24 protein-coding genes are annotated in these 25,199 nt (G+C 45.7%); 15 read left to right on the plus strand and 9 right to left on the minus strand.

Annotation, left to right across the window (positions count from 1 at the left end; all coding sequences use genetic code 11):
* Positions 1 to 729: 729 nt before the first annotated feature.
* Positions 730 to 1,155: a hypothetical protein gene (locus NTE_RS00680; RefSeq protein ID WP_148699269.1), complete on the plus strand. Its 426-nt coding sequence runs from the start codon at positions 730 to 732 to the stop codon at positions 1,153 to 1,155.
* 168 nt (positions 1,156 to 1,323) lie between these two features.
* The gene (locus NTE_RS00685; protein ID WP_148699270.1) at positions 1,324 to 2,022 is read left to right on the plus strand and encodes a hypothetical protein; all 699 of its coding nucleotides are present in this window, start codon (positions 1,324 to 1,326) and stop codon (positions 2,020 to 2,022) included.
* Positions 2,023 to 2,083: 61 nt separating this feature from the next.
* Here the strand turns inward: NTE_RS00685 and NTE_RS00690 are convergent, their stop codons facing one another.
* Complete coding sequence (locus NTE_RS00690) at positions 2,084 to 2,281, minus strand: C2H2-type zinc finger protein (protein WP_148699271.1); 198 nt, start codon at positions 2,279 to 2,281, stop codon at positions 2,084 to 2,086.
* A gap of 172 nt (positions 2,282 to 2,453) precedes the next feature.
* On the opposite strand from NTE_RS00690, the gene NTE_RS00695 reads away from it, so the two are divergent.
* From NTE_RS00695 to NTE_RS17230, 3 genes are all read left to right on the plus strand, one after another.
* The gene (locus NTE_RS00695; RefSeq protein ID WP_148699272.1) at positions 2,454 to 3,569 is read left to right on the plus strand and encodes an ABC transporter ATP-binding protein; all 1,116 of its coding nucleotides are present in this window, start codon (positions 2,454 to 2,456) and stop codon (positions 3,567 to 3,569) included.
* Positions 3,566 to 4,378, plus strand: a complete 813-nt coding sequence (locus tag NTE_RS00700) for an ABC transporter permease (RefSeq protein WP_226987093.1) — start codon at positions 3,566 to 3,568, stop codon at positions 4,376 to 4,378. The genes NTE_RS00695 and NTE_RS00700 overlap by 4 nt, the downstream gene beginning before the upstream one ends.
* 137 nt (positions 4,379 to 4,515) lie before the next feature.
* Positions 4,516 to 4,644 (plus strand): hypothetical protein, encoded by a 129-nt coding sequence (locus NTE_RS17230; protein WP_264357931.1) that lies wholly within the window; start codon positions 4,516 to 4,518, stop codon positions 4,642 to 4,644.
* 479 nt (positions 4,645 to 5,123) lie between these two features.
* Here NTE_RS17230 and NTE_RS00705 read toward each other — a convergent pair whose 3' ends face one another.
* On the minus strand, positions 5,124 to 5,366 hold the full coding sequence (locus NTE_RS00705; RefSeq protein ID WP_148699273.1) for a hypothetical protein: 243 nt from the start codon (positions 5,364 to 5,366) through the stop codon (positions 5,124 to 5,126).
* A gap of 593 nt (positions 5,367 to 5,959) precedes the next feature.
* Between NTE_RS00705 and NTE_RS00710 the strand changes: the two genes are divergently transcribed.
* On the plus strand, positions 5,960 to 7,840 hold the full coding sequence (locus tag NTE_RS00710; RefSeq protein ID WP_148699274.1) for a sensor histidine kinase: 1,881 nt from the start codon (positions 5,960 to 5,962) through the stop codon (positions 7,838 to 7,840).
* Positions 7,841 to 7,873: 33 nt separating this feature from the next.
* On the opposite strand, the gene NTE_RS00715 is transcribed toward NTE_RS00710, so the two are convergent.
* Together NTE_RS00715 and NTE_RS00720 are read right to left on the minus strand one after the other, a co-directional pair.
* Complete coding sequence (locus tag NTE_RS00715; RefSeq protein ID WP_148699275.1) at positions 7,874 to 8,074, minus strand: hypothetical protein; 201 nt, start codon at positions 8,072 to 8,074, stop codon at positions 7,874 to 7,876.
* 827 nt (positions 8,075 to 8,901) lie between these two features.
* Positions 8,902 to 9,291, minus strand: coding sequence for a response regulator (locus NTE_RS00720; protein ID WP_148699276.1), 390 nt, complete (start codon positions 9,289 to 9,291; stop codon positions 8,902 to 8,904).
* Positions 9,292 to 9,888: 597 nt separating this feature from the next.
* Here NTE_RS00720 and NTE_RS00725 point away from each other — a divergent pair.
* Complete coding sequence (locus tag NTE_RS00725; protein ID WP_148699277.1) at positions 9,889 to 10,335, plus strand: hypothetical protein; 447 nt, start codon at positions 9,889 to 9,891, stop codon at positions 10,333 to 10,335.
* 1,840 nt (positions 10,336 to 12,175) lie between these two features.
* Here NTE_RS00725 and NTE_RS16115 read toward each other — a convergent pair.
* The 4 genes from NTE_RS16115 to NTE_RS00740 all read right to left on the minus strand — a co-directional run bounded on the left by NTE_RS16115 (position 12,176) and on the right by NTE_RS00740 (position 14,846).
* Positions 12,176 to 12,340 (minus strand): hypothetical protein, encoded by a 165-nt coding sequence (locus NTE_RS16115; protein WP_158384894.1) that lies wholly within the window; start codon positions 12,338 to 12,340, stop codon positions 12,176 to 12,178.
* Between the two features lie 684 nt (positions 12,341 to 13,024).
* Positions 13,025 to 13,372: an Sso10a family chromatin protein gene (locus tag NTE_RS00730; protein ID WP_148699278.1), complete on the minus strand. Its 348-nt coding sequence runs from the start codon at positions 13,370 to 13,372 to the stop codon at positions 13,025 to 13,027.
* An 88-nt stretch (positions 13,373 to 13,460) separates the two neighbouring features.
* The gene (locus tag NTE_RS00735) at positions 13,461 to 13,661 is read right to left on the minus strand and encodes a hypothetical protein (RefSeq protein WP_148699279.1); all 201 of its coding nucleotides are present in this window, start codon (positions 13,659 to 13,661) and stop codon (positions 13,461 to 13,463) included.
* A gap of 429 nt (positions 13,662 to 14,090) precedes the next feature.
* Positions 14,091 to 14,846 (minus strand): response regulator, encoded by a 756-nt coding sequence (locus tag NTE_RS00740; RefSeq protein WP_148699280.1) that lies wholly within the window; start codon positions 14,844 to 14,846, stop codon positions 14,091 to 14,093.
* A gap of 80 nt (positions 14,847 to 14,926) precedes the next feature.
* On the opposite strand from NTE_RS00740, the gene NTE_RS00745 reads away from it, so the two are divergent.
* The 4 genes from NTE_RS00745 (at position 14,927) to NTE_RS00760 (ending at position 18,669) form a co-directional block, all read left to right on the plus strand.
* Positions 14,927 to 15,394, plus strand: coding sequence for a hypothetical protein (locus tag NTE_RS00745; RefSeq protein ID WP_148699281.1), 468 nt, complete (start codon positions 14,927 to 14,929; stop codon positions 15,392 to 15,394).
* 160 nt (positions 15,395 to 15,554) lie between these two features.
* Complete coding sequence (locus NTE_RS00750) at positions 15,555 to 16,529, plus strand: cation diffusion facilitator family transporter (protein WP_148699282.1); 975 nt, start codon at positions 15,555 to 15,557, stop codon at positions 16,527 to 16,529.
* Positions 16,530 to 17,297: 768 nt separating this feature from the next.
* Entirely contained in the window at positions 17,298 to 17,636 is a 339-nt protein-coding gene (locus NTE_RS00755) for a hypothetical protein (RefSeq protein WP_148699283.1), read from the plus strand.
* 406 nt (positions 17,637 to 18,042) lie between these two features.
* Complete coding sequence (locus tag NTE_RS00760; protein ID WP_148699284.1) at positions 18,043 to 18,669, plus strand: hypothetical protein; 627 nt, start codon at positions 18,043 to 18,045, stop codon at positions 18,667 to 18,669.
* Positions 18,670 to 19,284: 615 nt separating this feature from the next.
* Here the strand turns inward: NTE_RS00760 and NTE_RS00765 are convergent.
* On the minus strand, positions 19,285 to 19,761 hold the full coding sequence (locus NTE_RS00765) for a hypothetical protein (protein WP_148699285.1): 477 nt from the start codon (positions 19,759 to 19,761) through the stop codon (positions 19,285 to 19,287).
* On the opposite strand from NTE_RS00765, the gene NTE_RS00770 reads away from it, so the two are divergent.
* The 4 genes from NTE_RS00770 to NTE_RS00785 all read left to right on the plus strand — a co-directional run bounded on the left by NTE_RS00770 (position 19,754) and on the right by NTE_RS00785 (position 25,164).
* The gene (locus NTE_RS00770; RefSeq protein WP_148699286.1) at positions 19,754 to 20,047 is read left to right on the plus strand and encodes a hypothetical protein; all 294 of its coding nucleotides are present in this window, start codon (positions 19,754 to 19,756) and stop codon (positions 20,045 to 20,047) included. The genes NTE_RS00765 and NTE_RS00770 overlap by 8 nt on opposite strands.
* Positions 20,048 to 20,542: 495 nt before the next feature.
* Positions 20,543 to 22,960 (plus strand): chitobiase/beta-hexosaminidase C-terminal domain-containing protein, encoded by a 2,418-nt coding sequence (locus NTE_RS00775; protein WP_158384900.1) that lies wholly within the window; start codon positions 20,543 to 20,545, stop codon positions 22,958 to 22,960.
* Between the two features lie 134 nt (positions 22,961 to 23,094).
* Positions 23,095 to 24,018, plus strand: a complete 924-nt coding sequence (locus tag NTE_RS00780; RefSeq protein ID WP_148699288.1) for a D-glucuronyl C5-epimerase family protein — start codon at positions 23,095 to 23,097, stop codon at positions 24,016 to 24,018.
* A gap of 564 nt (positions 24,019 to 24,582) precedes the next feature.
* Positions 24,583 to 25,164, plus strand: a complete 582-nt coding sequence (locus NTE_RS00785; RefSeq protein ID WP_420835318.1) for a methane monooxygenase/ammonia monooxygenase subunit C — start codon at positions 24,583 to 24,585, stop codon at positions 25,162 to 25,164.
* Positions 25,165 to 25,199 lie beyond the last annotated feature (35 nt).

Consider the following 25,199-nt stretch of genomic DNA (forward strand, 5'->3'; position numbering starts at 1 on the left):
AAAGAACGGAATCTCCGCAACAATATGCTTGGGCGTTAAACGACCGCATTTCTGTTGAGGAATTTTTTTGTGTACGTGCACACCACAGTATTACTTCTTCGTCAGCTTACACATATGCAAGATGTATATGTGCCTACTCGCCACTGGTGAGGCAGCAAATGACCTTTTGCGAATTTTATTGCTTTAACTGTAACCAGCCAGCAGACGAACATCGAGACGGTAGCTGCCGCAACTGTGGCAAGCCTGTCACTAGACTCGTGGAAAAGAATCATCAGCAGCAAAAAGAAAAAAAGGCATGATGAAATACGCTATCGCATGTTCTTCCTATACAGTCGCGGTGGTCTTGCAAAAGCTGTCCAAACGAACAAAAATAATTTTTTGGGCGGCCATCACATGCCCATAGTAGAAAGTCATTAAAGATAGCTATAGAACTAGATTAGGGGGGCTGAGGGAGGGACCCAGTTACCTGATTACGCGTATGGTGTCGTTGTGCCCAGCTACGCCAGGCGTTCTCAGGCATACCGGATCTCTGCGGAAATTGTCCATCCTGCCTCGGCCCCTTTTTAGCAATTTCAAGCGTGCAGATGCCCCGATAGCCTGCATAAATGAGCTCATAAAGACGACCAAGTCAACGGAGCGAAAAACCCTCGGCCTCGAAAAAAATAGGACAATGGAAGCAAAAGCGAAATTCATTTCATTGAAGAAATTCTATACTAATACGAAAATAATATGCCTGCAGTCGATGAAGTTAGAGTTGCCTTTGAAAACCTACAGCAAAAATACAAAGAGCACCTGCCAAAGGTAGACACTGTTCTCATAGAAAACCTCCTAAAGCGTAAAATGGAAGATCCGTCCAACGACCCGATATTCATGGTCGAGGTTTTTACCAAGCCGGGCCTTGATCCGCAGCAAGTCAGAAGCTACATAATCCAAAAGACGGGTATGAGCCCAGAGATATACGACAACGGCACGCACTATGTGACAAACCAGAAACTCAACTTGAAGATACTAAAAGAGATATCCGATTCTGACGATGTTCTTGAGGTTACCGGCGAGTATACAGGCAGGATTGGGGCCTATGGTGCATCACACGAACATCGGGAGACTGAAGATACTCCGGGAGCAGCAACTGGACGCGGTAAGCCACCTGGATAAGGAAGGGAGCTCCTCTTTCTTTACTCTGCCGCACATGGACTCGTAGCGCAACACGGAAAGTAATTTTGTTTTGCTGTCGTGGACATCCTTACATCATCTTTGTCATTATCATCTAGAGGTTTCTTCGTGAATCTATTTCTAATGGTGCAAATTTCTAAAGCATCGCACATGGGGGGCAGAAGCAGTAGTGTCCTACGCAAGTTCTTGGCAGGTCTGATCATTGTTGATGCGTTGATCGCTATTTGGATTATCGCCATTGCCGGCAACTGGGATCCGCGGCTCTTGATTGGATGGGCTGTCTTGAACGTGGTAATAGCAATTTCCGCGCTAGCGATCATCAAGTCATCGTCGCGGCGCAAGGGCAGTTCCTCTCTGCAAGCACGTCATACTCGATATTATTATTCTCCATCCCAAGAGGAGGAGCGGCATACAAGGGATAGCGACGACGATTATAATAGTGATTTTCACCGAGCCGCATACATTACGATGAACGGAGAAACCGTGAAAAGCAAAGGCGAAAAGCTCCTGGCAGATTACTTTTATCAAAACAATATTGTCTATCAATATGAAAGAGCGGCATGGACCACTGGCACCAGATTCAAGTCTAAAAGAATGATTTCCAAGCCCGATTTTTATCTCCCCGATTATGACGTGTATGTTGAATACTGGGGAATGGTGAATACCAAGGACAAAAACAACAGGGCCGACTATATCAAATCGATGGAGTGGAAAATGACCAAGTACGATGAAAACAAAATAAAATTCGTATCCATCTATCCAAACAATCTAGACGATCTGGACAGGATTTTCAAAGCAAGGTTGAGGAAAGCTACCACTACTGTTGCTGACGCAAAGAGAGACAATTAGGCGTGTGCATATATATTCAATAATAATAAAAAAGGCCACAGAAGAAGACGGCCATAGAAACCTAGGCTACTGTTGTTGATGATGTGTTCTTGGCCACGTGATCCTGTTTTCTGTGCTCTTCTAGGTCAAGTGAACTTGGGAACGTCTTGTTACATTCTTCGCATTCAAACCTTGGACGCTCGGCCGGCACCTGGGCCTTCACTTCCTCTTTTTTTGCAAGGGGCACCTGCTTGCCTTCCTTTTCCATGTTTCCATTCATAGCATTGCATGTACCGCTTACGAAATAAACGAGTTTCTCGAGGCTTAAAGAGAGGTAAAATACCTAATTTCCTTAAATCAGCCGACGATGATAATGATACACGTGCTCCTCGATCCGGAGCTCTGCAAACAGAGAGTGAGAGAAAAAAGGGAAGGGGGGAGTCGATTGATATGTGCGTCGCGACATGATATTCTTGCGCAACAAAAAGATGCAAAAAGAAGAAGAAAAGGAAATGCAGCTGGAAAAAAAGAACGCCATTGAGGTCCACAACCTGACCAAGACTTATCGCGGCAATATCCCCGCGGTGGACAGCATCAGTTTCTCGGTCATGCCTGGAGAGATATTTGGCCTCCTGGGGCCAAACGGTGCCGGCAAAACCAGTACTATTAAAATGATAGTCACCCTTGCCAAGGCCACTTTTGGCAGGCTGGAGGTTTTTGGAGTTGATGTCTCTAGATCACCCCAAATCGCAAGAGGGATGATGGGATACGTGCCTCAGAGCATATCCGTTGATGCTGACCTTACCGCGTATGAGAATCTGCTAATCTTCTCCAAGCTTTCGTATGTCAGCAAGCAAGACCGTGACGAGAGGATACGCGAGGCGTTACAGTACATGGGCCTGGCAGGAAGGGCAAACGACCTTGTCAAGCATTTCAGCGGAGGCATGATGCGCAGGCTAGAGATAGCCCAGGCACTTGTCAACCGGCCAAGGATCCTGCTCCTAGATGAGCCAAGCATCGGGCTTGATCCGGCGTCAAAGAGGCAGGTGTGGAAAAGCATCAAGCAGTTGCGGCAGGACTATGGCACTACCGTCCTGATTACCACCCACGACATGACAGAAGCAGATGTCTTGTGCGACAGAGTGGCTATCATGTCTGCGGGCAATATAGCAGCATTGGGAAATCCTGCAGAACTGAAAAGGACCATTGGAGGTGGAGACAGGGTGACGGTAAATTTTCTTGCCTCTGCCGTGCGGCCGCAGGACATGGAATTTCTGTCAAGCCTGGGCAAGGTCGTTGCAATAGGCAACAACAACGATGATGAAGAAGGAGACGAAACGTCTGTTCAGATTCTGGTGGGGGACGGGGAAGAAGCTGTACCGCACATCATGGATTCTTTTCGAAATAACGGCATCCAAATCGAGTCCATTTCGGTAAGCAAGCCGACCTTGGATGACGTTTTCATGAAGTATGCCAACCGAAGGCTCGACTGCGAAGAGGAGATGGTTGCTGCTGCCAAAAGCAACTCTAGCGGAGCAAGGCGCGATTTTGTGAGACACGCAAAATGATGATGAATAGAAATAAAAACAACAGCAACAATAGCAACAGCGTCGAAAGGTTCCTTTACAGTTCCATGACAGTGGCAGAAATGGAAGCAAGAAAGCTACGCCACGATTCTACCGAGCTGTGGACCAGGGTGGTGCAGCCTGCCCTTTGGCTGCTTATTTTCGGCGTGACTTTTAACAGCCTCCGAGCTCTGCAGACAGCCGGCGACTTTTCCTACATCCAGTTTATCACGCCGGGAATCCTGGCGCAGTCAGTTCTGTTCATAGCAATTTTTTACGGCATCACCGTCGTCTGGGAGCGCGATGTGGGGATCTTTACCAGGCTCTTGTCTACGCCGTCGCCAAGGGCGTCCATAGTTCTGGGCAAAGCCCTTGCCGCTGGCTTGAGGGGGCTTTTCCAGGCAGCAATGATATTTGTACTGGCTCTTTTAATCGGAGTCGAGATAAGGCTTGACCCTGTTGACGTCATCGGAGTTTTTGCCATAGTGGTATTGTTTGCCATGTGCTTTTCCAGCCTGTCGATGTTGCTTGCCTCGTACATGAAGACTCGCGACAGGATGATGGGGATAGGCCAAGCGCTGACCATGCCTCTTTTCTTTGCAAGCAACGCCATCTATCCGATTGCTCTGATGCCTGTGTGGCTCCAGTACGTGTCGCTGGCAAACCCGCTGAGTTATGTTGTGGATGCGCTCAGGGCAATGCTAATCACCGGTAACTATGCAAACTTGCCAGTTGATATTGCCGTGGTGCTTTTTGCTACGGTCGCATTTGTAGCGCTTGCCTCTGTGTCAATAAAGAGGCTGCTGGAATAAAAAGAGGGCGACTCATTCTAACCTCTGATGTTCTGGCATACGTGGGAAAGTGCCACAGCGCCGCTGCCTGATGCGCTTTGATATAATGATGATGCATCAAGTCTTTTAAAATATGGTGTTGGTGATATTTTTGGTATATGTCTTCGGATGTCCCGCGTTGCAAGGAATGTGGGATGGTGTTTGATACTGTAGAATCGCTGGAAGAGCACGTAAAAAATGAAAAGCAAGAAGTTGCAGAACGCCACAAAGGGATCGATGACGGATAGCGCAAGGCTTCTTTCTGCTATTCCTTTTTGAAGCCCGCTATTTGGAAAAATACACCGCCTATTCTTCTCTAGGTGTGCATATATGTAATCACGGTAAGGATTTGGAATGAATGTACGTGTATATGCTCTTGCAAGAAATTTAGAGATGTAGTGTGAGAATAATTGCGCCAAGGCAGGCAGGTATTGTTATTATTCTGATGACGACGATACCTATGAGAGGCGCCACAAGGACACACGACTACTGGAGCAACAGGTGCCACACACACATATATGCACCTTGTCAAGATCGGGAAAGGAACTGTTGGTATCGTCGTCATCATCTTTGTTCGCCATCCCATCATAGTTAGCCTGCCCCGGCGTCATCTCCTTTCCGACTTGCTTTAAAGTCGTTGCGGAGCTATTTTACGCGGCATCGGTACAGGAAAATATATTCGGTACATGAGTTTGCCGTGACAACAGTATGTGCGTGTATATCTGGCTCATCCCCTCTTTTCATTTTCGTTTTGGTCCTTCTTCTTTTTTTCATTAGTGTTATATTTCAGATCTATCGGGGGATTCTCGTTTCCTTGGCGCGGCATCTCGTTTAGCTGACCTTGATTGGGACTCTTTTGGTTCTCTTGTCGCTTGCGCTCACCTGATTTCTTCTCCGCATTTTCATTTGACACACTACTAATTGTATGTGAAATTGCAATAAAATAGTTAAGCGCAATTGGCAGCGCCATATGATGATGGCGTGTGCGCGGCTGAATCAAAAGCCGCCAAAGTTTCTAATTTGGCAGATCGTCCAAAGCTTCTGTAACTTGATGAAATTGCACGAATTTTTCGTGTCTTCTATTGGTTTAAGCATATACGTATTACGTCTGTGTCTTCTCGACAGGCTGGCAAAAATAAAAGGGACAGTAGAGTGTCCTGCGTGTCCTTCGGTAATTGCAAAGTGCATCAATTATTGCAATGTACCCTTAATCGTTATAACATATTGACACGGTCATGCTGGTGAGTAGCTCATTACTCACCTTACCCTTCGACGAAGATGAGGATCAGGGTCTGGCTGGAGCGGAGAGTGTTCATGGCAACTCCAGTCTCCTGATCTCCTGATTTGCATTTTGGACGTATATGTTCTCTGCTGTTTGGCGCTGCCAAAGGTCATTGTCAACTCATTAGGGGTAAAAAGAACAGTGGCATAGTCAGGTAGCGACTTTTAGTAGAAAAGTTCTAAAATAAAAAAAGGACGGGCCGTCTAGAGACGAAGAGGACACAAATCCAAATGATAGTTTAATTATTACAGCGACCATCATTGAATTTGCGATAGCTGCTGATGCTGCAGAAAAAGAGCTTGCTCCTAATAGTATTGATTGCAGCAGGAGCAACATCTCTGTCAATCGCGTCTTACCAGTACCACGATTCCACAAGCAACAGGATAACCAGCCTGGCCAAGAGGGATATACACGATAACGCAATCATCGAGGCAAATGCCATTTCACGCGCCCTGTCAACCAAGATAGCAGATGTTGCTGGCAACCTGAGATTGCTGGCCAATGCGCCAAGCGTACAAAACGGCGATGTAACCGGCCAGCAGCTGTTTGATTCTTCTCAGACTATTACATCGGACCTTACAGATGGATACTACTGGATTGACAGGGATGGCAAAATCGTAACATACAGCGAAATTAACACCGGCAAATTTCCAGATTACCGCGGAGACGATCTCAGCTTTAGGGAATACTACAAAGTGCCCAAGCAAACGCTAAAACCCTTTATAAGTACGGTGATCGATTCTCGAGACGGAGTTCTGAGGCTCTACCTGTCCCATCCTATAGTTGACCTTAAGGGCAACTTTAGCGGCGTCGTAGTTGCAGCCATCAGTACAAAAAATGCGGGTGATTTTGTGCAAAGCCAGCTGCTCCCACAGTACAGAAGCACAGTGGGTTTAATGGATCGTGACGGACTAATCTTGTATAGTAACAACCAAACGCTTATTGGCATTCATTACGATGACGCTATGTTCCAATCCGTTGTACCTGATCCGATAAAAGCGCAATTCAATTCTTTTCTAGAGAGGTCAAAGATCAATACGTCTGAAGTTGAGGATATCTCGTATGGACCAAACACTGTCACCATTGCATCAAAGGCGGTATTGATTAACGGCGAGCACTCATGGACAGCGTACATTGTTTATCCCCACGTCCTGACCGACGAAACTGCGTCCTTGCTAAATCAACAGAGTACCTTTAACATCGTAATAATTGTTGCAATAGGAATAGCCGCAATTCTCACTGCGGCGATGGTTTTGACATGGAACAAGCGGCTTGAAATGGTAGTAGAGAAAAAAACTGTGGAATTAAAGCATGCAGCCGATTCGCTCGCCCGGGTTAATGAACAATTGAGGGAGCGTGACAAAATGCAAACAGAATTTATCAACATTGCCGCGCACGAACTAAGGACGCCAATACAGCCAGTTCTTGGAGTGATTGAGCTTCTAAAACAAAGCGCCGCCGGCAAGGCCAAGACGGAGATCACCGATAGGCAACTGGCAATAATGGACAGAAACGCCAGGCGGCTTCAAAAGCTGTCTTCTGAGATTTTGGACGCCACGAGGATTGAAGCAGGCACGCTCAGGCTGGACATGGAAGTGATGGACATCAATGAAAATATAAGAAATGCAATTGCAGATACTAAAAGTTGGATTCCTGACGATCAGAAGAAATCATTACAAATACGATTCAGGCCTGTTGCCATAGACGAATTTGGCTATCCTATCCCGCTGCTTGTCAAGGCCGACAAACTCAGGATATTTCAGGTAATTTCAAACCTCCTCAGAAATGCAATCAAGTTCTCAGCCGAGGAAGGCGGCAGCAAAGGGGTCATTATTACAGTTACAACCGACAAGAGAGATGGTGATGATGGTAATAATGATGACAATAACAGCGACGGAGGTGGCAATGGGGGCGGCGGCTATGCAATAGTGTCAGTCAAAGACTGCGGAGCAGGGATAAGCGCGGAGGTGCTTCCAAGGCTGTTTACCAAGTTCTCAACGGACAGGGAAAGGGGAGGCACGGGCCTTGGCCTTTTCATTGCAAAAAACATCGTTGAAGCTCACGGGGGAAGGATATGGGCGGAGAACAATAATAGTTCTGAGGATGGCAAAAGGGGAGCGACTTTTTCTTTCATGTTGCCGCTTGCTGCTGCAAAGCCTTAAGTTGTTATTATATAGTTTTGAGAGCACTTTGGATTAAATCCTACATATGTTGTTGTAGAGATGTTCTGCCTTCTCTGCAGGCCTTTCTTTTATGCTGCCTTCAGCCATAGTAGTATGTGATGGTGATTGTGTAATATCTACAACAATAGCAGTAGAGGCTGCTGCTATTTGTTCTTCTTGTTCGAGTTTGGATGATAATCTGCCAAAGCCTCTTCTATGGACCAGGGTTGCCATTGTCCTATTCTCCTGCAATTTATGCATAGTTTCCTCTGCATGTACTTTTCAAATGATTGTCCTGGCCGAAGCTTGGCGAGATCCTTTTCTCCACAAATGCTACACTTGATGAATCTATACTCCACAGCCTCACTTTCTGATTGTCTGATATATACGAGAAAATGCTACACTTGTTTGAACAGCTTGGCCGGTAACATCAAAAAATCACAGAATATTGACTTATAACTGTCTCTACTAATCTTATTAGCGGGAAATGAGATAGTAAAGTGAGGCTGGACATCCCGCGCCCTCTCTCGTTCCATCCTCTGCTGTGGTTTCGGACATACACGCCGTCGTCTCTTTCTTGCGAGAGCGCGGATACCTTTTTTCTTCTTGTGATATATTTTCGTCAACTCGTCTCAAGATCCGGATTGTCACCACTGTAGTGGTAACCATTGGCCTTGATGAACCGTAAAAATGATATTGCGACAAAACTGGTTAGCTTTTAGTTTAGAGAAGGATCATATTCTGCAGTTGGCAGACACTTGTCACAATAGCGGCGTAGCACAATGTAGTTGCCGACGTCGAAATGAGCTTCGTTGGTGGCATACGCTCCGCACGCGTTGCAGTATGGCAAACCCCTCCCCGGTTCTGCTTTCAATGGCTTGATCTGAAATGGCTTTTGCATACTGTCAGGAAGCAATTGAGGAGTTTTATATAACTTTTAGTTGCAAAATACACAGGTAAATTGAAGTGTATAGCCAAACACACATACAAAAAAATCAATTCGCCTGTTTTGCCTATTGCAAAATTTCAAGACGGCACGTTGGATTTTATCTTGAGACAAACTATGCTTTGGCTTGATCAAAGCTTGTAGAGTGAATCTTGGGCTCAAACAGCTTCATCAATAACCTTGTCAGATCCTCAAGTTCAAACGGCTTTTGCAGGACCTCAATTTTCTCTATCCCGGAAAAGTCGGTAAGCTCCTTGCTAAAAGCTGTTATCATGATTATTGTCTGTCCAGAATGTCTGGCGAGGATCTCCTTGGCAACATCCCGACCATTCATCTTTGGCATCCTGTAATCTAGAATCACTACGTCGAAAGGTTTGTTCTGATGGTCAGAAAGCATGTAATGATGTAGACACTCTTCCCCATCGCGAGCAGTTGTAACTTCGTTTCCCTCGCCTTCAAGGAACACTCTGTACATGAGAAGGATGTTTGGTTCGTCTTCGGCCACAAGTATCCGCAAGGCCACTGGACAATAACGCGAGTCGCTTAAAAAGACTATGCTTTATACGCAAAATCTCTAGTCGTTTGACGATTCTGCCTTGGAGTGATTCACAGCGGGGCCGTAATGACACTTGCCGGGCATACGCACACATGGGTGTCAAGTCAATAAATACGCACGGCAAGCAAATGTTTGGTCACAAAAGGCTAACAAGGTTCCTTTCAAAATATGTGCATTACTAAAAGAAGTGCGTACTAGATGTCATACTCTCCAGCCAGCAAGCATTTTTCGCAGTACCTCTGCACCACGACATAGTTTTGCACATCGAAATACGCCTCTGAGGTGGCGTATTCCCCGCACGTATGACAATAAGGAAGTCCCCTGCCGGCTCTCCATTGCAACTTTTTTATCTCAATTGGCTTAATTTGCATCCGAGCAATAAACTCCGTGGATTGATATAACATTGATCGAATCGGTCACTAGGGTGTAACCTGATAGGATTTTTACAGGCCGACTCTCTGTTGCTTCATATTTTCATTAATAGCTAGCAGGGAAATGTGGCTCTCGCCCAAAAGCCTTTTCAATTATTTATCTAATTTTCAGAGTATGGCCCTTGGTGAAAAGCTATTTGAGGAAATCGGACAAGCAGCAGGTTTCAGGATAACAAAAACCCATCCAGTTGAAGGGACTACGATGGAGGTCAGCTTCACGTCGGATCTCAAGGGAGTTGGCAAGTTCCCAAGTGGCAAGAATATGGGTTCGGGTGTAGTCATTCAGTATCCCCATGGTGTAGTCGATGGAAGTTATCAAGGCATATTGAAAACAACAGATGGCGAACAGGTATTTTGGTGGGCCCATGAGAAAGGAAAAGTTGTGGCGGCAGAGAGGAATGGCGGCGGAAGCAGCGGTGACAAGATAAAAAGCCTAATCATAGTCAGCGCGTTTACAAATTCGCAAAAACTGTCATGGATTAACAATCTGATTATGGCTCTAGAAGCCGAACGTGATCTGGTTAGCCATCACTCCAAGACAGTCGCATATGAATGGAAATGATGATGCAGATCACAGCCATGAAGTCGCGTGGATTAAATGCGGTCAGAGTTTCAAGTATCTGCACTCTCCCCCTGTTATTCTTCAAGCTTGATGAAAAAACTATGGATACCCGCGCCACGCAATCAGATGATGTCAAGTCTAACAGAGTAGCGCGGGTATTATGAACACTGCTGACGTCGTATGCTGTTTCCAAGCCATCTGTTAATATTGACACCGCATCAGCGTTCCTGCCAATTGTTCTGTTCGTTTGTTATACAAGAGTGAAGAAGAATGCGTACGCCCGCGCCCCTCATTAAAGACGGGCACCTGTACGTCATAGGCAGAGAGGCGTGTGAGGGAGGGCGCGGGTGGAAGCGTGCCCATCTACGCGAGCTATTCGATGGGCGTGAATAGTGTAAATAAAATCTCAGAGTAGGCAGAACTCGTAACACCTCCCTGTTCGCTTGAGCTCGAACGTCTCTCAGTTAGCTGGAGAGTAGGTAAAGAGTATGCCCGCGCTCCTTACCTGTTATGTACTTGGAATCAACATGGCCCAGGAGCGCGGGCACGATGAACGCAGGTCCAGATCAACTTTGCCCCGCTCAATGCGTTAATAACACTATTGTAAGAGTAATACGAAATATACTTCTATAAGAAATATGTGCGTAACTCGCCATATTAGAGAGAGGTATGCTGCTTAGAGTGATTCATTATGATTCAGACACGAAAACAAGTCCGGTATGACAGATATTGAGGACAAAGTTAAAGCAAGCTGTGGCAAACAAGATTGCAGATGCCCCTAATGACCTGAAGGCTGAATATCAAAAGGGAACAGTAAAGGAATCGACGCAGTAGAGCAAGTGACTGTCTTTACTTTTTCAATTTTTATCCTTATCATCCTGTCATTTTCGAAATAAAATATGTGCCCGCGTGCCCACTGCCGTGAACTTCGAATGTCACACCATGACAAGGACACGCAGGCTGCAAGATGCGTCTGAGTGTAAAATCTATGAAGGCCAAAACGTAATAACGTCTCTGCAGTCTTACGCTAGAGTCCGAGCTTGTGATTTTCTTATATGCCGCTACTTGTCAAGCTCGAACACGTCTGCTTGGTATAGGCACTATTACTCTCTCCTTGCAAATGGCCGGCCATTTGCCCTCGCAGATGCTCTCCGCTTGATTCTTTCAGCAAGTGACACCTCTGCTGGTTGACGAATGTGCACTGCAATAATTCTATGAAATTTTATAATTATCGCTCTATGTACTCCGAGTCTTTTTATTGGATTGAATTGACTTTATATACTAAGATTCGTCTAATCCCGAAAACATGACGAGGCCAGGAAAGCCTGACTGGGGTTCACGTGGTGGTGGACATTATTTCAGGACCCTGGCCTCAATTTTTCAACTATCGTATTTTTCCAAGAAAATCGATTTCTGTGCAAAACGCCTCAGGTTGTATTGGGGGTTGTGTTCTGTGCAATTTGAAAGTGCTCCCGACCAGGATTCGCTCTTACTTTGATACCTTACAAAACTCAACTATAGGATCCTTAAAGTCTGCGTTTCCGCGATTACCCGACGTTTGATCAGGTCCGCACATGACGGTGGGAAAAATGTAAAAGGCAAAGAGTAAGACTATTACAAGCAAACTTCCTATTACTACCATTGCGCCAAGCATGGGTTTCAAATGCTGAATCCTATTGCCTGATGCGATATTTCATTCTGTCGGAATAATAACACAAGAGGTTTTTATTATACAGCAAAGCTTGACAAAAATTATGAGGACGAATGAACGGACGGACAGACAAAATGCTGTTCTTGTCCTGCGACAAGATTTTTTGTCCGTTTCCGAATCGAAGCGTAACTAGCCTTCATCGCCAACTATCACGGCATCCTTAATGAATTGCAGCAATTCGTCGTGACCTTCCAGTCTGTAATAGTTTTTCAAATGGATGATAGTATCATCATCGACAATGACGTACTGTTCTTTTCTCTCATTTAGCTTTTCAAATTCATTTGCTCTGTTCATACATAGTTTTGGTTTTTATCCTAAAAATGACTTTCCTTAAACGTCAATGCATTGAAAGAAATGAATTTGTCATTTTATGAGCTTGAGGACTTTTATCTCGGGTTTTGCGACTAATTCGCAGAGATAGAGAAGAGTAGATTGGAATAATATTGCAAGCAGCTAGGTACAATGCAATAGTTCTTCTTGTTTGTCATTTCCTAGCGTATGAATGAAAAACTGTGCCAAAGTAAGTCTTGCTTGCTTGCAATTGCCATACGCAATCTGAAAAAAATGACGAGTGTATTCTGGCCCTTTTCTACTTCTTCTGTCATAAAGATCGGCTTGGAAAAAATCATTCTGATGATGACACTGATTGTTGTTCTTAATGGCCCTGCTCCCCTCGACCATGACTAGACGAGAAAAACTGGCGAGGGGCAGGGCTCCGCAACAGAGATTCTGTAAATATCAGTACAAAATCGAAGTATAAGAGAGCAAGGGAACAGTGTTACGCAAATACGTATGTTCTATCCTTTTGCTTTCCTAGCTATCATTAAAAAGTACACGGTGGCCCTGTCTCCCGAGAATGGTGCAACGACGTGGGGACAGGAGACAGGACCAAGTATGGTCGTTGTTTCTGCGTCTTGGCGTTCACAATTGTAGTATAAAAAACTCGACTAACTCAGTTAACGTAGCTTCAAGTTCCTGCTAGTCTGTTTTAGCACTATCGCTTCTTTTGATAATAGAAATGGCAGTTTCATGACCTTTCTTGTCTCTTGCGCGAAGCAGTATATGCCAGATTTGTTCATAGCTATTAAGAAACAGCATTCCCTTCTTGGTAGTGCAGTAAAGTCTCTCTTTTGGCCTATGCTCTATCATTTCTGTCTCAATGAGCATTTCTAGATATCCGTTTAATTGTTCCATCGAGGTGCGAGACTCGTACTTTATTCTGGTTTTCAGTTGCCCATTTTGAGCAGCTTTAAGAATGGCTGCAGCTATGTCGACATTGCTTCTGTATTTCCTCATAATTGTGTTCCCTGCCCCTGCTTTCCTCAAAACCTATTCTTCGTGCACAAGATGCTCTTGCCGCGGAAGAAGCTTTGAGGCCAAATTGCAAATTTGAATAATCTGATTACATATAAAATCATTCGTCAAGTATCATTACCTTCCTTGCGCACTTTTCATGATAGTACTTTGTATTCTTGCTGCTGCTCTTGCTGATTATTATGTCACCAAAGTTAATTGTCTGTCTGCATTTTTGACATGCGCCTTTGTACCTGTAGAGGTTGATGGAGAACGCCTTGTTGTATGCTCTGCTATGAGGTACTATCGTGTAGGCCGTCATGTTGTATACTCCTCTCTTGCAAAGCAGGCTTGTTTTTGATGCACGTTAACTGGTCATTCATAGCAACAGCTAGCCAATAACTGAAATATCATATAATCACCTCCGCCATTTTTCATGTAGGCAACATAGGTGAGTGGTTCAATTCTAGATCAAGTAGGTCAACCGGTGGCCCTGTCTTCCTATAAGCGGCATCTTTACCTTTGATGCCGTGTCATACGAAAAGAGGCGGCTTGCTGAAGGCCGTCAGTCACACTCGCTATCGCTTGCTGATGCTTTTGCCGCCTCGACGGCCAGAATCCTGCTGCGATCGACTTTGGTTACTGGGCATGTAACCCAACCGTTAAGCGAGTAGCACTCAGGGCTAGACAAAAGAGAATCTTGGAAATTTCCCATCAGTCCGCTTTTCACGCGAAGAGCTGTTCCAAGATTTCACGGTGCACGTGTCGCGTTTCTAACCGCAACACATAGTTCTTTCATCCCAAACGGCTTTTGAAGCAGGTTTTCGCGAGTCACCCGACGCAGATGGTTCTTCATTTTCTCGTCGAGTTGATACGCGGACATTGGCATTATCTTGGCATCAGGATTGATACGAAGAAGTTCTTCAGCCAGGCGCAGACCGTCCATACCATGCATACGGATATCCGTCAGCACCAAGACATGATTGTGATGGTAGTAGTCCCTCTTTTCCTCCTTCTCATTATTATTATCATAGGCGGACTTGAAGTGCTCCAGTGCCTTGACGGGGTCATTAAAGGTCTGAACTTTGTTGTATCCACACGCAATCAGCGATTTCTCAATGCCGCTTAGAATATCCTTGTCGTCATCGACAATCATGATGATCGTCCCGACCTGTGAGCCTGCCGTTGTTGTTGCTGCTACGAACTTGGCGAAATCTCCCTTCTTTGAATATGATGTTGTAACTGCATCATCGAGGCCAAGTTCGCTTTTTGTTCGTTCGCAGATCTTTGCAAGAATTTCCCCGCCTGTCCTGCTCCCGAGTATTCCAATAAATGCGAGCTCAAACAGCTCTGGCCTTTGCATTATAGCTGCATGGACGCTCATTTCCCCGCCTAGATAATCCTCTGAAATTTTTTCGATGAACGCATCAAATACCCGAGGGCCAAAGACTGATTCTATCGTCGACAAGATTGTCTCTGCCAATCTGTAAGAATCTATGTTTTGCATAGAACTTTGCTCTAAAGCAAGAGCAGTATGGCCTTATATGTAAATATTATTGGGCGGTGTCTGCATGGATGCCATTGTCTATGCAGATCGAGGAATCACTTATCCAGAAATATTATCTGGCTGAAAGATGTTTTGTGCGACCTGAAGTCCGAATCTCTAACTATGTACTAAAGTGGAATGAAATCTCTTACGGCATTCCCAAGAGAGAAGTTTCAGAGTTGAAGGCGTTCCTGAAAGAGATTCTCCCGTATATTTCGGGCGCCTTTTTCAAGGCTGCTGGCCAGATTTCCAAAACGATAGAGGAAGAAGTAGGTGATGCCAGGCAAGTGCGCAAAATCCATGATTCGTTTTTGCCAGAATTGCAGATATCGTCCAGAAGGGTGGATCACGAATACGTTCTACAGATGAGGGAGGATGGTGCCACAGTAATTAGCAGGAATGAGACAGTGACCACAAGCTCAGGCGACGGTCACGATAGGTCGAGCAGCAGAATAATGGCAAACCTCTCTATCAATTCTATTCTGGGTGAACTCGTTTTCATTCGGTAAGAAAGGCCAGCTGCTGTGCTCCATGTCCAGATTCTGACGGCCCCATTACATCCGGCGTGCGTACAGATAAGGGCCGCTCAGTTCAGAAACATTTGCGTCATGATTGCCATAGCGCCTTTATAATATATTATTAGGGTAGAACGACGGATATATACTTGCATTGGCCGGCGGCTCCAAGAAAGCGATTTACGCCGCATTGTTTGGAAACCTTGGAATAGCCATAGCCAAACTCATCGCCGCGATATTTACTGGTAGCACGGCAATGTGGGCTGAAACCTATCATTCTTTCTCTGACACGTTTAACCAGATACTGCTACTCGTCGGAATAAGGACTAGTGCCAAGGCCGCCACGGAGCGTCATCCGTTTGGCTACGGTAAAGAGCAGTTCTTTTGGTCCTTTCTAGTCGCCACGATGCTTTTTGGAATTTCCGGCGTGCTCTCATTGGAGCAGGGCGCCACCTCGCTGTTGGTTGCGCCCCATCACATCCAAAACGTCAGCGTCAGCTACATAATCCTGGCAATATCCGCAGCATTTGAAGGAAATGCGTTGAGAGTCGCATTCGTGGTGTTCAAGCAAGCGATTGAAGCAAGGGGCGAAAAGGTCAGTCTTCGTACCCTTTACAACGAGTTTAGAGAAAGCAAGGACCCTTCCATCCTGACAGTCATGGTCGAGGACTCTGCCGCCCTTCTTGGGATTACCATTGCAGCAGTAGGGATATTTCTTTCAGAAGCGACCGGCAACACCATCTATGATGCCGTCAGCTCGCTTGCCATAGGTGTCATCCTGATGGTCTTTGCTTCCTTCTTGGCAAAGGAGAACAAGGCCCTTCTGATAGGTGAGGCCATATCAAGGAAGGAGTGGAAGAGAATAGTCGATTCTGTGTTGCAGATTCGCGAGGTCAACAGGGTAGTTTCCCTGAGGACGATGCACTTTGCTCCCCAGGACGTGCTAGTTGCAATGGAAGTCAACCTGAAGGATGGCTTGGACACGGACAAAATAGAGTTGGTGATAGACAAGATTGAAAAGCAAGTAAAAGTGACTATCCCTTACATCAACCCCTCAAAAATCTATGTCGAGTTAGAACAGGATAGTTGTCCGACCGACTTCAAAAGAAAGCCAGAAAAGGGAAAATGATTGTATGGTAAAAAATAGGGACTTTGATAAAAACTGGCATGGAAACACAGAGTCGTCCGCTTGAGGTTCTAACTTTATATTTCAAGATGGCAGAAGTTATAATTGCAAGTTGAAGTGCGCGTGTTGCGGCGGAGAAATGACGGTCGACCAAGAGCTTGAAAACACAATAATTTACAAATGCTCAGAATGTGGTTTGAGCAATTCCATTCTAAAAGACAATCATTCCAGTACTACCGCTGTAGACAGGGCGTAGGTAATATTATTGCCAACAGTTTGCACTTTACAAGACGCTAAAATAATGATATAAGAGAAAAAGGAAAAGGAAAAAGAAAAGACTCTAGGCCACAACCTTTAGTCTAACCTTTTGTTTTCGACTTGTCATACGATGTGTACGGACTTTTCTGCCGCACTCTGGGCAATAGACAATTCCTAACGGCCGCCGCTCTTGACATGTGCTGCAAAATGTGTTGGTAATGTAGATTGAATTTGCCATCTGTCTCCCCCGCTCTCCCTCCCCGGTTCTTCTGTATTCCTTATACTATCATTTATCTAATATAGTGGCCGGATTCTTGACGTTAGTACCAAAGTGGCAATTTTTGGATATCAAATAGAGGGTTGTTCTATCTATGTTGCAGTTCGCATATTCTCCCTGGGACAATGGAAATAAAATAGAGCAGATATGGACATTACATTAACTAGTTACAATTTCTTCATATAGACCAAAAATGGAGACAGCTTAAATCAATTCTTGATGAATAATGCAATGCTTTGACAAAAAGAGAGTACAAAGCCTCCATGTCACTAGCCAGGCGAATGTTTTTGGGCATTGCTCTTGCATCAGCTGTAATAATTATTATGCCGACAGCAGTGTTCTCTGCTGCGGCCGAAAATGTCGACGATAACAACAAGATGACAGCCACCATGTACATCGATGGGAGCAGCGATTGCTGGAAATGGGTTCGTTATCCCCATGGCTTTGGTGAATGGCAGCAGTTCAAAACATTTTCGCCTTGTGAAAGCTATGAATGCCATTTGCCAAGATACGAACTTGATGAAGTCTGTCACAACGTATTGGGAGAGAAGAGGATGAAAGCAACAACAGGATAAAATAATAGTAACAATGTCGTAATGAAATGAAAGAGAAGTTCGCCCGCTGGCAGGCATTCATAGACCGGGTTGATGTGCGTGTGCTTCTTCATAACTCGTTTATGCAATGCTGCGTAAAAAACAGCATCGAACATCTGCGCCACACACATGTTCGATGTTTACCCACTTGTCCCCGCTCGCATCCAGAGTGGGCGGGGTCAATTATCCGCAAAAATCTTTCAAATTTCACATTTAAGGAACGTGTAGCTGGCCTGCAAAACTGTTTCTGAATAACTGTATGCGTCTATAGTACGAATCCATAATATCTTGGCAATATAGCGCCTGCAGCGGTTGCGGCAAAGCAATATGAGAGAATTATCCACAAACGGAATAAAAAATAACCTAGAACATCATATTTTTATATGATGTGATGCTGAGGGTGGTGATGAAAACCACGCTAGTTATAACGAGCCTCGTCATTCTTGCAGGATTTGCTACTGCAATTGTAGCAGTCCCAATGATGATGACGACGGCAGCGTATGCACAACAATCGCAACAGCAACAAGTACCGGGTTACAACTACTTTTACCCAGTACCGCCGATGAACGGCACAACGCCTCAGCCTCCTGCAGATAACGGTACATCAACAACTCCTCCACCAGAGGACAACGGGACAACAACAATGCCTCCGCCCGAAGACAACAACACCTCACCGCTTCCGCCGCCGGGTAACAACACCCAGAGCGATGAATCCAGTATATTCATCAGCGCCCATAATATTCACTCGGCAGAAATCGGCGATGGCATAATCGGAGTACGCGTTCTTCCTCCAACTCCTGGCTTTGAGTGGGATGGCGACATTATCTGGCAGGCAACAGGCAATGTAACTCTCATCGCAATCCAGAGCGACGGAACGACCACGGTTTCTCAAGAAGCGACTGCAAGTGCGTTGCACTTTACCGCCGCGGCGCTAGAGTTTCAGAGCGTAACAGGTGAGCCAGTCGACGTGACGTACAGTGTACAGGCGCACCTTCAGGCCGTGCCTGCACCTTAGGTAGATAGATGCAAAGAGAGAAAGTATGTGTGTGTATCTGTATGCGAGAGTGAGTAAGAGTATTTTTTTTCTCTCTCCTCCTCTTCATTCCTTGACCTGTCTTCTTGTCTAGCGCTTTTGACTACGGTCCAGATTCCAAACGCATGTTTGTGGTATTTTTGCGGTTGAGGCACATGCTATCGTCGGCGCAAATACTAGCCTGACCGTGCTATGTTCATTCGATGGGTTATGCTGCAATAGGTTGAAAAACTTGACTATGTAACAGGATTCTAATTCTAATAACTGAGCGTCAAAAACTCTGCTCGCATACATTCTCAAAGAACAGAGATTGAATGCGAGCAGAGTAATTGGACTCATTGGGCATGTATATGAGTCACGTTTGATTTCTATTGCGTCAGCTTCCAAACATGACTGCGAAAAAATCGCAGCATTGTGATAAAAAAGCATTACCTACAAAAGTTACCTAATGCTTGTTGGACATGCCTGCCAAAATTATTTTTATTGCGCAACATCTCCTGCGCATTACACACACACTCTCTCTCTCCCAACTGTGCCGATACGCAATTTGCAAGCCGGCTAATAGTTGTGGCACTTTGAGGATTGGATGATGTGCCTCTATCGTGCAGGAAGCTCTTCATGCATAATAGGAGAAGAAGGTGCCGCCGCCACGCTTGCTATAGTAGTAGCGGTGGCAGTATTGTTATTGCTGCCAATGATTCCGCTTTCCCACTTCCACAATGTTATGGTAGCCACCTTTGAATCCGGGTTTTCCTCATGTACTCCAGCCACCGTCATGCCGTTAAATGGTGCAAGCGTGCCGGTCGCATTGCTGTCAAATGCTGCTATTACTATCCCCTTTCCTTGCAGGGTGGCAGGATCGTACCGGATGATTTCATAAAATGTGATGGCCGTAGTATCGCCATCCTCTTCAGAATGGATGTGCTCTCTTCCGTAAGCAAAGACAGTCTCTCTTCCGGTGATAATTCCGTAACCTGTATTGGTCATGTTGATAGTCTCCCCGGTGTCCAGGACCGTCATCGTACCATTTCCAATGAAATCCACCCTTGTGTGCGTCTGGTTTATTATGCTCACACCGGTGGATGTTGCGTTTTCTTCCCAGATTGGTTGTGATGAAAATTGTAACCCTGATGACGATGATGATAATGGTACATTAGCCCTGTCGCTGCTGTTTTCCCCTTGTGCAACAGCAGCGATCGGTGCGGGGCCAATTAAAACAAAAACAATAGCGGCTAGCAGAGTTATTGATGCCAAAAAAGATTTTGTTTGTTCTGTATTGCAAGCGCGTGACATTGTAAGACATGATCTTCTTTTTATAATTAAAGACTTACAGAAATATCTGCTCGGCGGACGCCCTTGACACACACACACAGCTTGAGGCCTGTTTCTCTTCTTATTCTCTGCATTCATAAAAGAAGGCTCTTTTTGCATTAGGGATGCTTGTTAGCATATTTGTAATAGTGGTTGACTTGCCGTAAAATGACTATGTAATGTTGTTACTATGAAGGATTTCGCTCTAGTAATTTTTCGGGTGTGTTCTTTCCCTCCATCCCTCTATAGAGCGCCTAGATTTTGCGGCGCCCTGACTTTTGACATCATTGTCAATCTGATAATTTCATATGCAATTCATCTAACTTGGATCCGAATTGAAAATAATTCGAAAAGAAACGAGAAGGTGGACTTTTCTCGTATATAGAAAGCCATGGGACTTTGTTATGTGAAAATCTCACCTTCATTGTCTTCCAGAACTTACAGTTCCAACCGAAGTGGCGGCAATGATATATCCAGACTGCGGCGCACAAACTTTTTTTCTCCTTCTTCTAAAACGGCCACTACTACTACTTCCCTGGCTGCAATGGCAGCCTCGTTCTTGCTCGTATTGGGCGCAATCTCTACACCATTGTCTGCCCAAGCTGCTACAATCCCCGGTGCGTGCAACTGTGTAATCTTTAGGCTTGATGATATTCAGGATTTCTGGCTTAACACCGTTCAGGTTGCGCTTATGGATCACTTTATCGAAAAAAGCGAGAAACTTACGGTTGGAACAATAATGAACTTTATTGGAAACGACCCTTCGGTGGTGGACAAGGTGAGGGCAGGACTGGATTCAGGAACATTCGAGCTTGCAAGCCATGCGTGGAACCACGTTGACTATAGGACCTTGACTCCTCAGGAACAACATGATACGCTGCAGCAGGCCAATCAAAAGATGACCTCGCTTTGGGGAAGCAGTGCAGTGGTGTTCATTCCCCCATACAATGCCTATAATGACGACACTCTTGCCGCGCTTCAGGCACTGAAAATGAAGGTAATAAGCGCAGAATTTGACCAAGAACTTCCGACCATCTACGACCCCGACAACCCTAACAGCAAAGACAACAAAGTCTACAAGGCGATACCTGGCTCTAATATTTCAGACTCGCATGGCATCTATCATCTTCCGCAAGTGATAGGATTCTACACCTATGATTCCGAACCCCCGACAAAGACAGCGATGAATACATTGACCAGTCGCATCGATTCGACAATATCTTCATACGGATACGCGGTTGTTACGTTGCATCCCCAAGACTTTGCTGTAAAGGATTCAAGCCAGAATCCAACAAACCAGATCTCAAGCAGCGAACTAGCAGATCTGGACACTCTCATCAAAAACATTCAATCAAAAGGGTATGCGATAAGGACGTATTCGCAGGCGATAGGCGATGATAATAATGGCAGTGGTGGTGGCTCCCCTTCATCTCCGCCACCGTCTTCGGAACCGCCTGCTGCTGATGATGATACTGACAAGACTGCTCCCCAGATAACCGCCCCGGCAGATATCGTAAAGGAAGCTACAGGCGTTCTTACGCCAGTTTCACTACCATCGCCGTCTGTGCACGACGACAAGGATCCATCTCCGCATGTCACCAATGACGCGCCCGGTGGAGGGTCTGAGTCCGGAGACGGTGCTAATGGTTTCCCCGTTGGGACGACCACCGTCAAGTGGAACGTGACTGATGCCTCAGGCAACTCCAATTCTACAACGCAAAAGGTTACCATAACCGATACAACACCTCCTTCGACTCCAAAGCCGCTGTCGCCAAAAGACGCTTCCAAAATTGCAAACGGCGGAGCATTAAGGTTTGAATGGACAGAAGCAACCGACCTGGCCTCGCCTGCAGTAAGGTATGATTTGGTGGTTGCAGACAACCCTGACTTTAAAAATCCTGCCGTTATATCGCAAACAGGACTTGAAGCACCAACGTACAACATCCCTCCTCCTAGCGGCTCAGAGCCTTTAGCCAATGGGACGTACTATTGGAAGGTCAGAGCATCGGATTCATACGGGAACCAGAGTCCTTACAGCGAGGTGAGCACGTTTATCGTCAACAGTAACAGTAGTGATAGTAGCAACAATGGCAGCAGCAACGGCAACAACAATAATGGTGGAAGTACCAGTAACAGTGCCATCGCATTGACCGCCTCGCCTCCGGCTGGCACATACAGTTCCGCGCAGTTAGTCACGCTCTCAGCCAATGCGTCATCATCATCGTCTGCTACTAACGCTGTTACTATCTATTATACCACCGATGGCTCTGACCCTGCAGCAATGACAGCTGCAGTCAGCGTCTACTCTGCACCAATACCGATAGCTTCCACAACGACGCTCAAGTTTATTGCACGAGATAGTAGCGCCGGTAACGTCGTCGCCCCTACGGTCGCACAGGAATATGTCATCCAGAGTGTCGCAAGTAGTAGTGGTAGCAGCGGCGGCGGTAGTGGTGGGGGAGGCGGCGGTGGCGGCGGAGGCTCCTCTTCTGGCGGCAGTTTCACTGCCGATGGCCAAGTGTTCACCTATGCGGACTCGCACTTTGCACAACACCCGCTGGACCGGATTCAGCTTGTAACCTTTGGCACGATGAACTTACTTCAGAACAACATCGTCATGACGTCAGTCAATCCAGGGCAGCCGGTAAACATCTCGGCTACATTCAAAAACTATCAGAACATCCCACAGAGCTACGTCTTCATAACCCAGGTTGAAAAGGACGGCATTACTTTTAGCATTGACTGGACAACAGGCACGGTAAACGCTGGACAGACAGAAACGGCTTCGAGGTTTTGGACGCCTGCAGACAACTATGATTCTGGCAACTATACCGTCAAGGTCTTTGTATGGGACCAGTTGAGCGGGTCTCCTGTCGCGCTGTCCGAAGCAGGAATATCACGAATATCTGTTGTTGCGCCGGCGTCGGCGCAACAGCAACATAGCGAGCTGCCGCAAATGTGATAGAGAGAACAACTGTATCGTTGACACTGTGTATTCAGCCAGAGCAAAAGTCAGATAATTTTTATTGTTATGTGTTTACCTTGTGGGTTTACCAAATCTCTTTAAAATAATGACAGTATAGCTAAAAGAACTTGTTGCCGCCAACTTGGAAAATCTTCGAAAGTATCACCGAGAAGCTCAGTAGGAGAAGAGGTCTGCTCGTTATTCCTCTTGCCATCGTCGTTTTCACTGTTTCGGTTCCGCCGACGCTGATGATGAAACCGATTGCGTTTGCAGAGGATTCAGTTGTTAATGTTGCTGTTGCCAGTGATAATAATGATAATAGCTCCGGCAAAAGAACCGGTTGGTCAGACATTGAATATATCAATGACGTAAATAACATCACGATGGTAGATTACAAAAACCTCTTTGGCCTGAATATAGGCCAGGTCTACAATCCTAACTTTGTGAACGATGCTGACTGGTTTCTCAGTCACTTTGAAGATCATGGCGATTATTATCTAGTGCCGTATAACTATGACTGGCACTTTTATTCGCACATATCGGCGCCCTGGTACGGTTGTGAAGCTCAGAGTAAGGCGATGCTTGTGACCGCTAAAGCATACAATGAGACAAGAGATCCTAAATATCTGGAATTTTCCAAAAAAGTGTTCAACGGCTTTAATTCCACGATCTTGAATCAGGATGGCTGGCTTTTGGGGGTAGCAGCAGAAAACAACAATGCTGCAATACTGAACAGTCAGCTGTTTTGCGTTGCAAATCTGATGACTTATTACGAATATACTGGGGACGAGCAAGCGCTGACATTATTCAAGAAGGGTGTAGATGTATTGGAGAAAAACATCGGTAACCTGACAGCAGATTGTGGCACATACTATTCCCTATCTAAAGACAGGTTTGTGCCGCACCAACAGCATCCTGAATACATGAAGATGCTGGACAGGCTCTATTCAATGACGGGAAGCGACACGCTGAAAAATACGCTGGACAAATGGCAGCAAGACTATCTAACTTGCGGCAAAGAAGATGACGGAGCCCGTCAAGAACAAGCCGGCTAGTCGGTCAAAAAAGTTCCACTCTCGGATGCGTTCTCTATGTCTAAAATAGCGACGGTTATTGGTGATCAGAATGGTCTGGAGACAGCGAGGCTACTTCTTTAGGAGATGGCATAGGATTGTACCTGTACACCAACTATCCTGCACAAATAGTATTATTAGAGGAACTTGTGTAGGTTCCAAAAAATGCGATGTGCCCACTGCGGTATAGAACTCTACAACGACGATGCATGGAACAACTGTATGGATTGCGGCAAGCCAATGTGTTCTAGCTGCCACGCTGCAGAGATGCTCGCCCATCAGAAAGATCGCCCTGACGATCATTAATGCCGACAGTTTTTCGCTTACAGTCAGAATTTGGGTCATTCCCATGTTGATCATCAAAAATCAGGTATTTGATAATCTCAATTGACTACCGTAAATGATAATTTTCAATTCTTGAAAATTTTATAAAAAAAATTCTAGTTAGTTGTTGCATTTGTACCAAAACATTCGCTTTGCCAAAGATCTAAAGAAATTGCATATATCATTGCAAAGTCGGACTTATATCGGCGATTGTCGATCTTCATCATACGTGAAAGAACTATGGCGCAGATGCCAGCACTGATACCAAAGGAAGTCGAGGTCCAAAGGCTGAAGAAGATCTACATAATGGTGATATGCCTAGGTTCCATTGCAGCCTCCGTCGAAGTAGACAACTTCGTCGATGGCTCGCTGCACCAGACATCCATACGTGACTCTGCATTCACGCCAGCACACTGGTGGCTGTACAGCCACTTCGTGGCTCTCCCTGTCGGCTGGGGTATGGTAGCAATTTACGACAGAAAAGTCCCGGCACTCAGAGGTCCAGGCAACTCGATGAACACTGGTTTGAAGATAACCATCCTTGGTTACCTTGCCACGATGTTCACAATCGGTGTCAACGAGATGTGGCACTTCTGGTTCGTAGAAGAGATATTTGCAGTACCCAACCACTGGATGTTCAACATGGGTGTCGTAGTGGCATTCATGGGAGCCCTTGCGTACGTGGTAAGGGTGTACGCACGTTTGGTAGAACTGGGTGCAGAAATGCCTGCAAGGAACCCGTATGTAGCAGAGATGTACAAGCTCGCACTGGAAGGCAAGCTGTACAGCAGGTCCATCCCGTAAAAAAACGAAAAAGAGGATTTCGACTCGCTCGACTG

Origin of the sequence: Candidatus Nitrososphaera evergladensis SR1 (assembly GCF_000730285.1) — an archaeon.
GTDB classification, from domain to species: Archaea; Thermoproteota; Nitrososphaeria; order Nitrososphaerales; family Nitrososphaeraceae; genus Nitrososphaera; species Nitrososphaera evergladensis.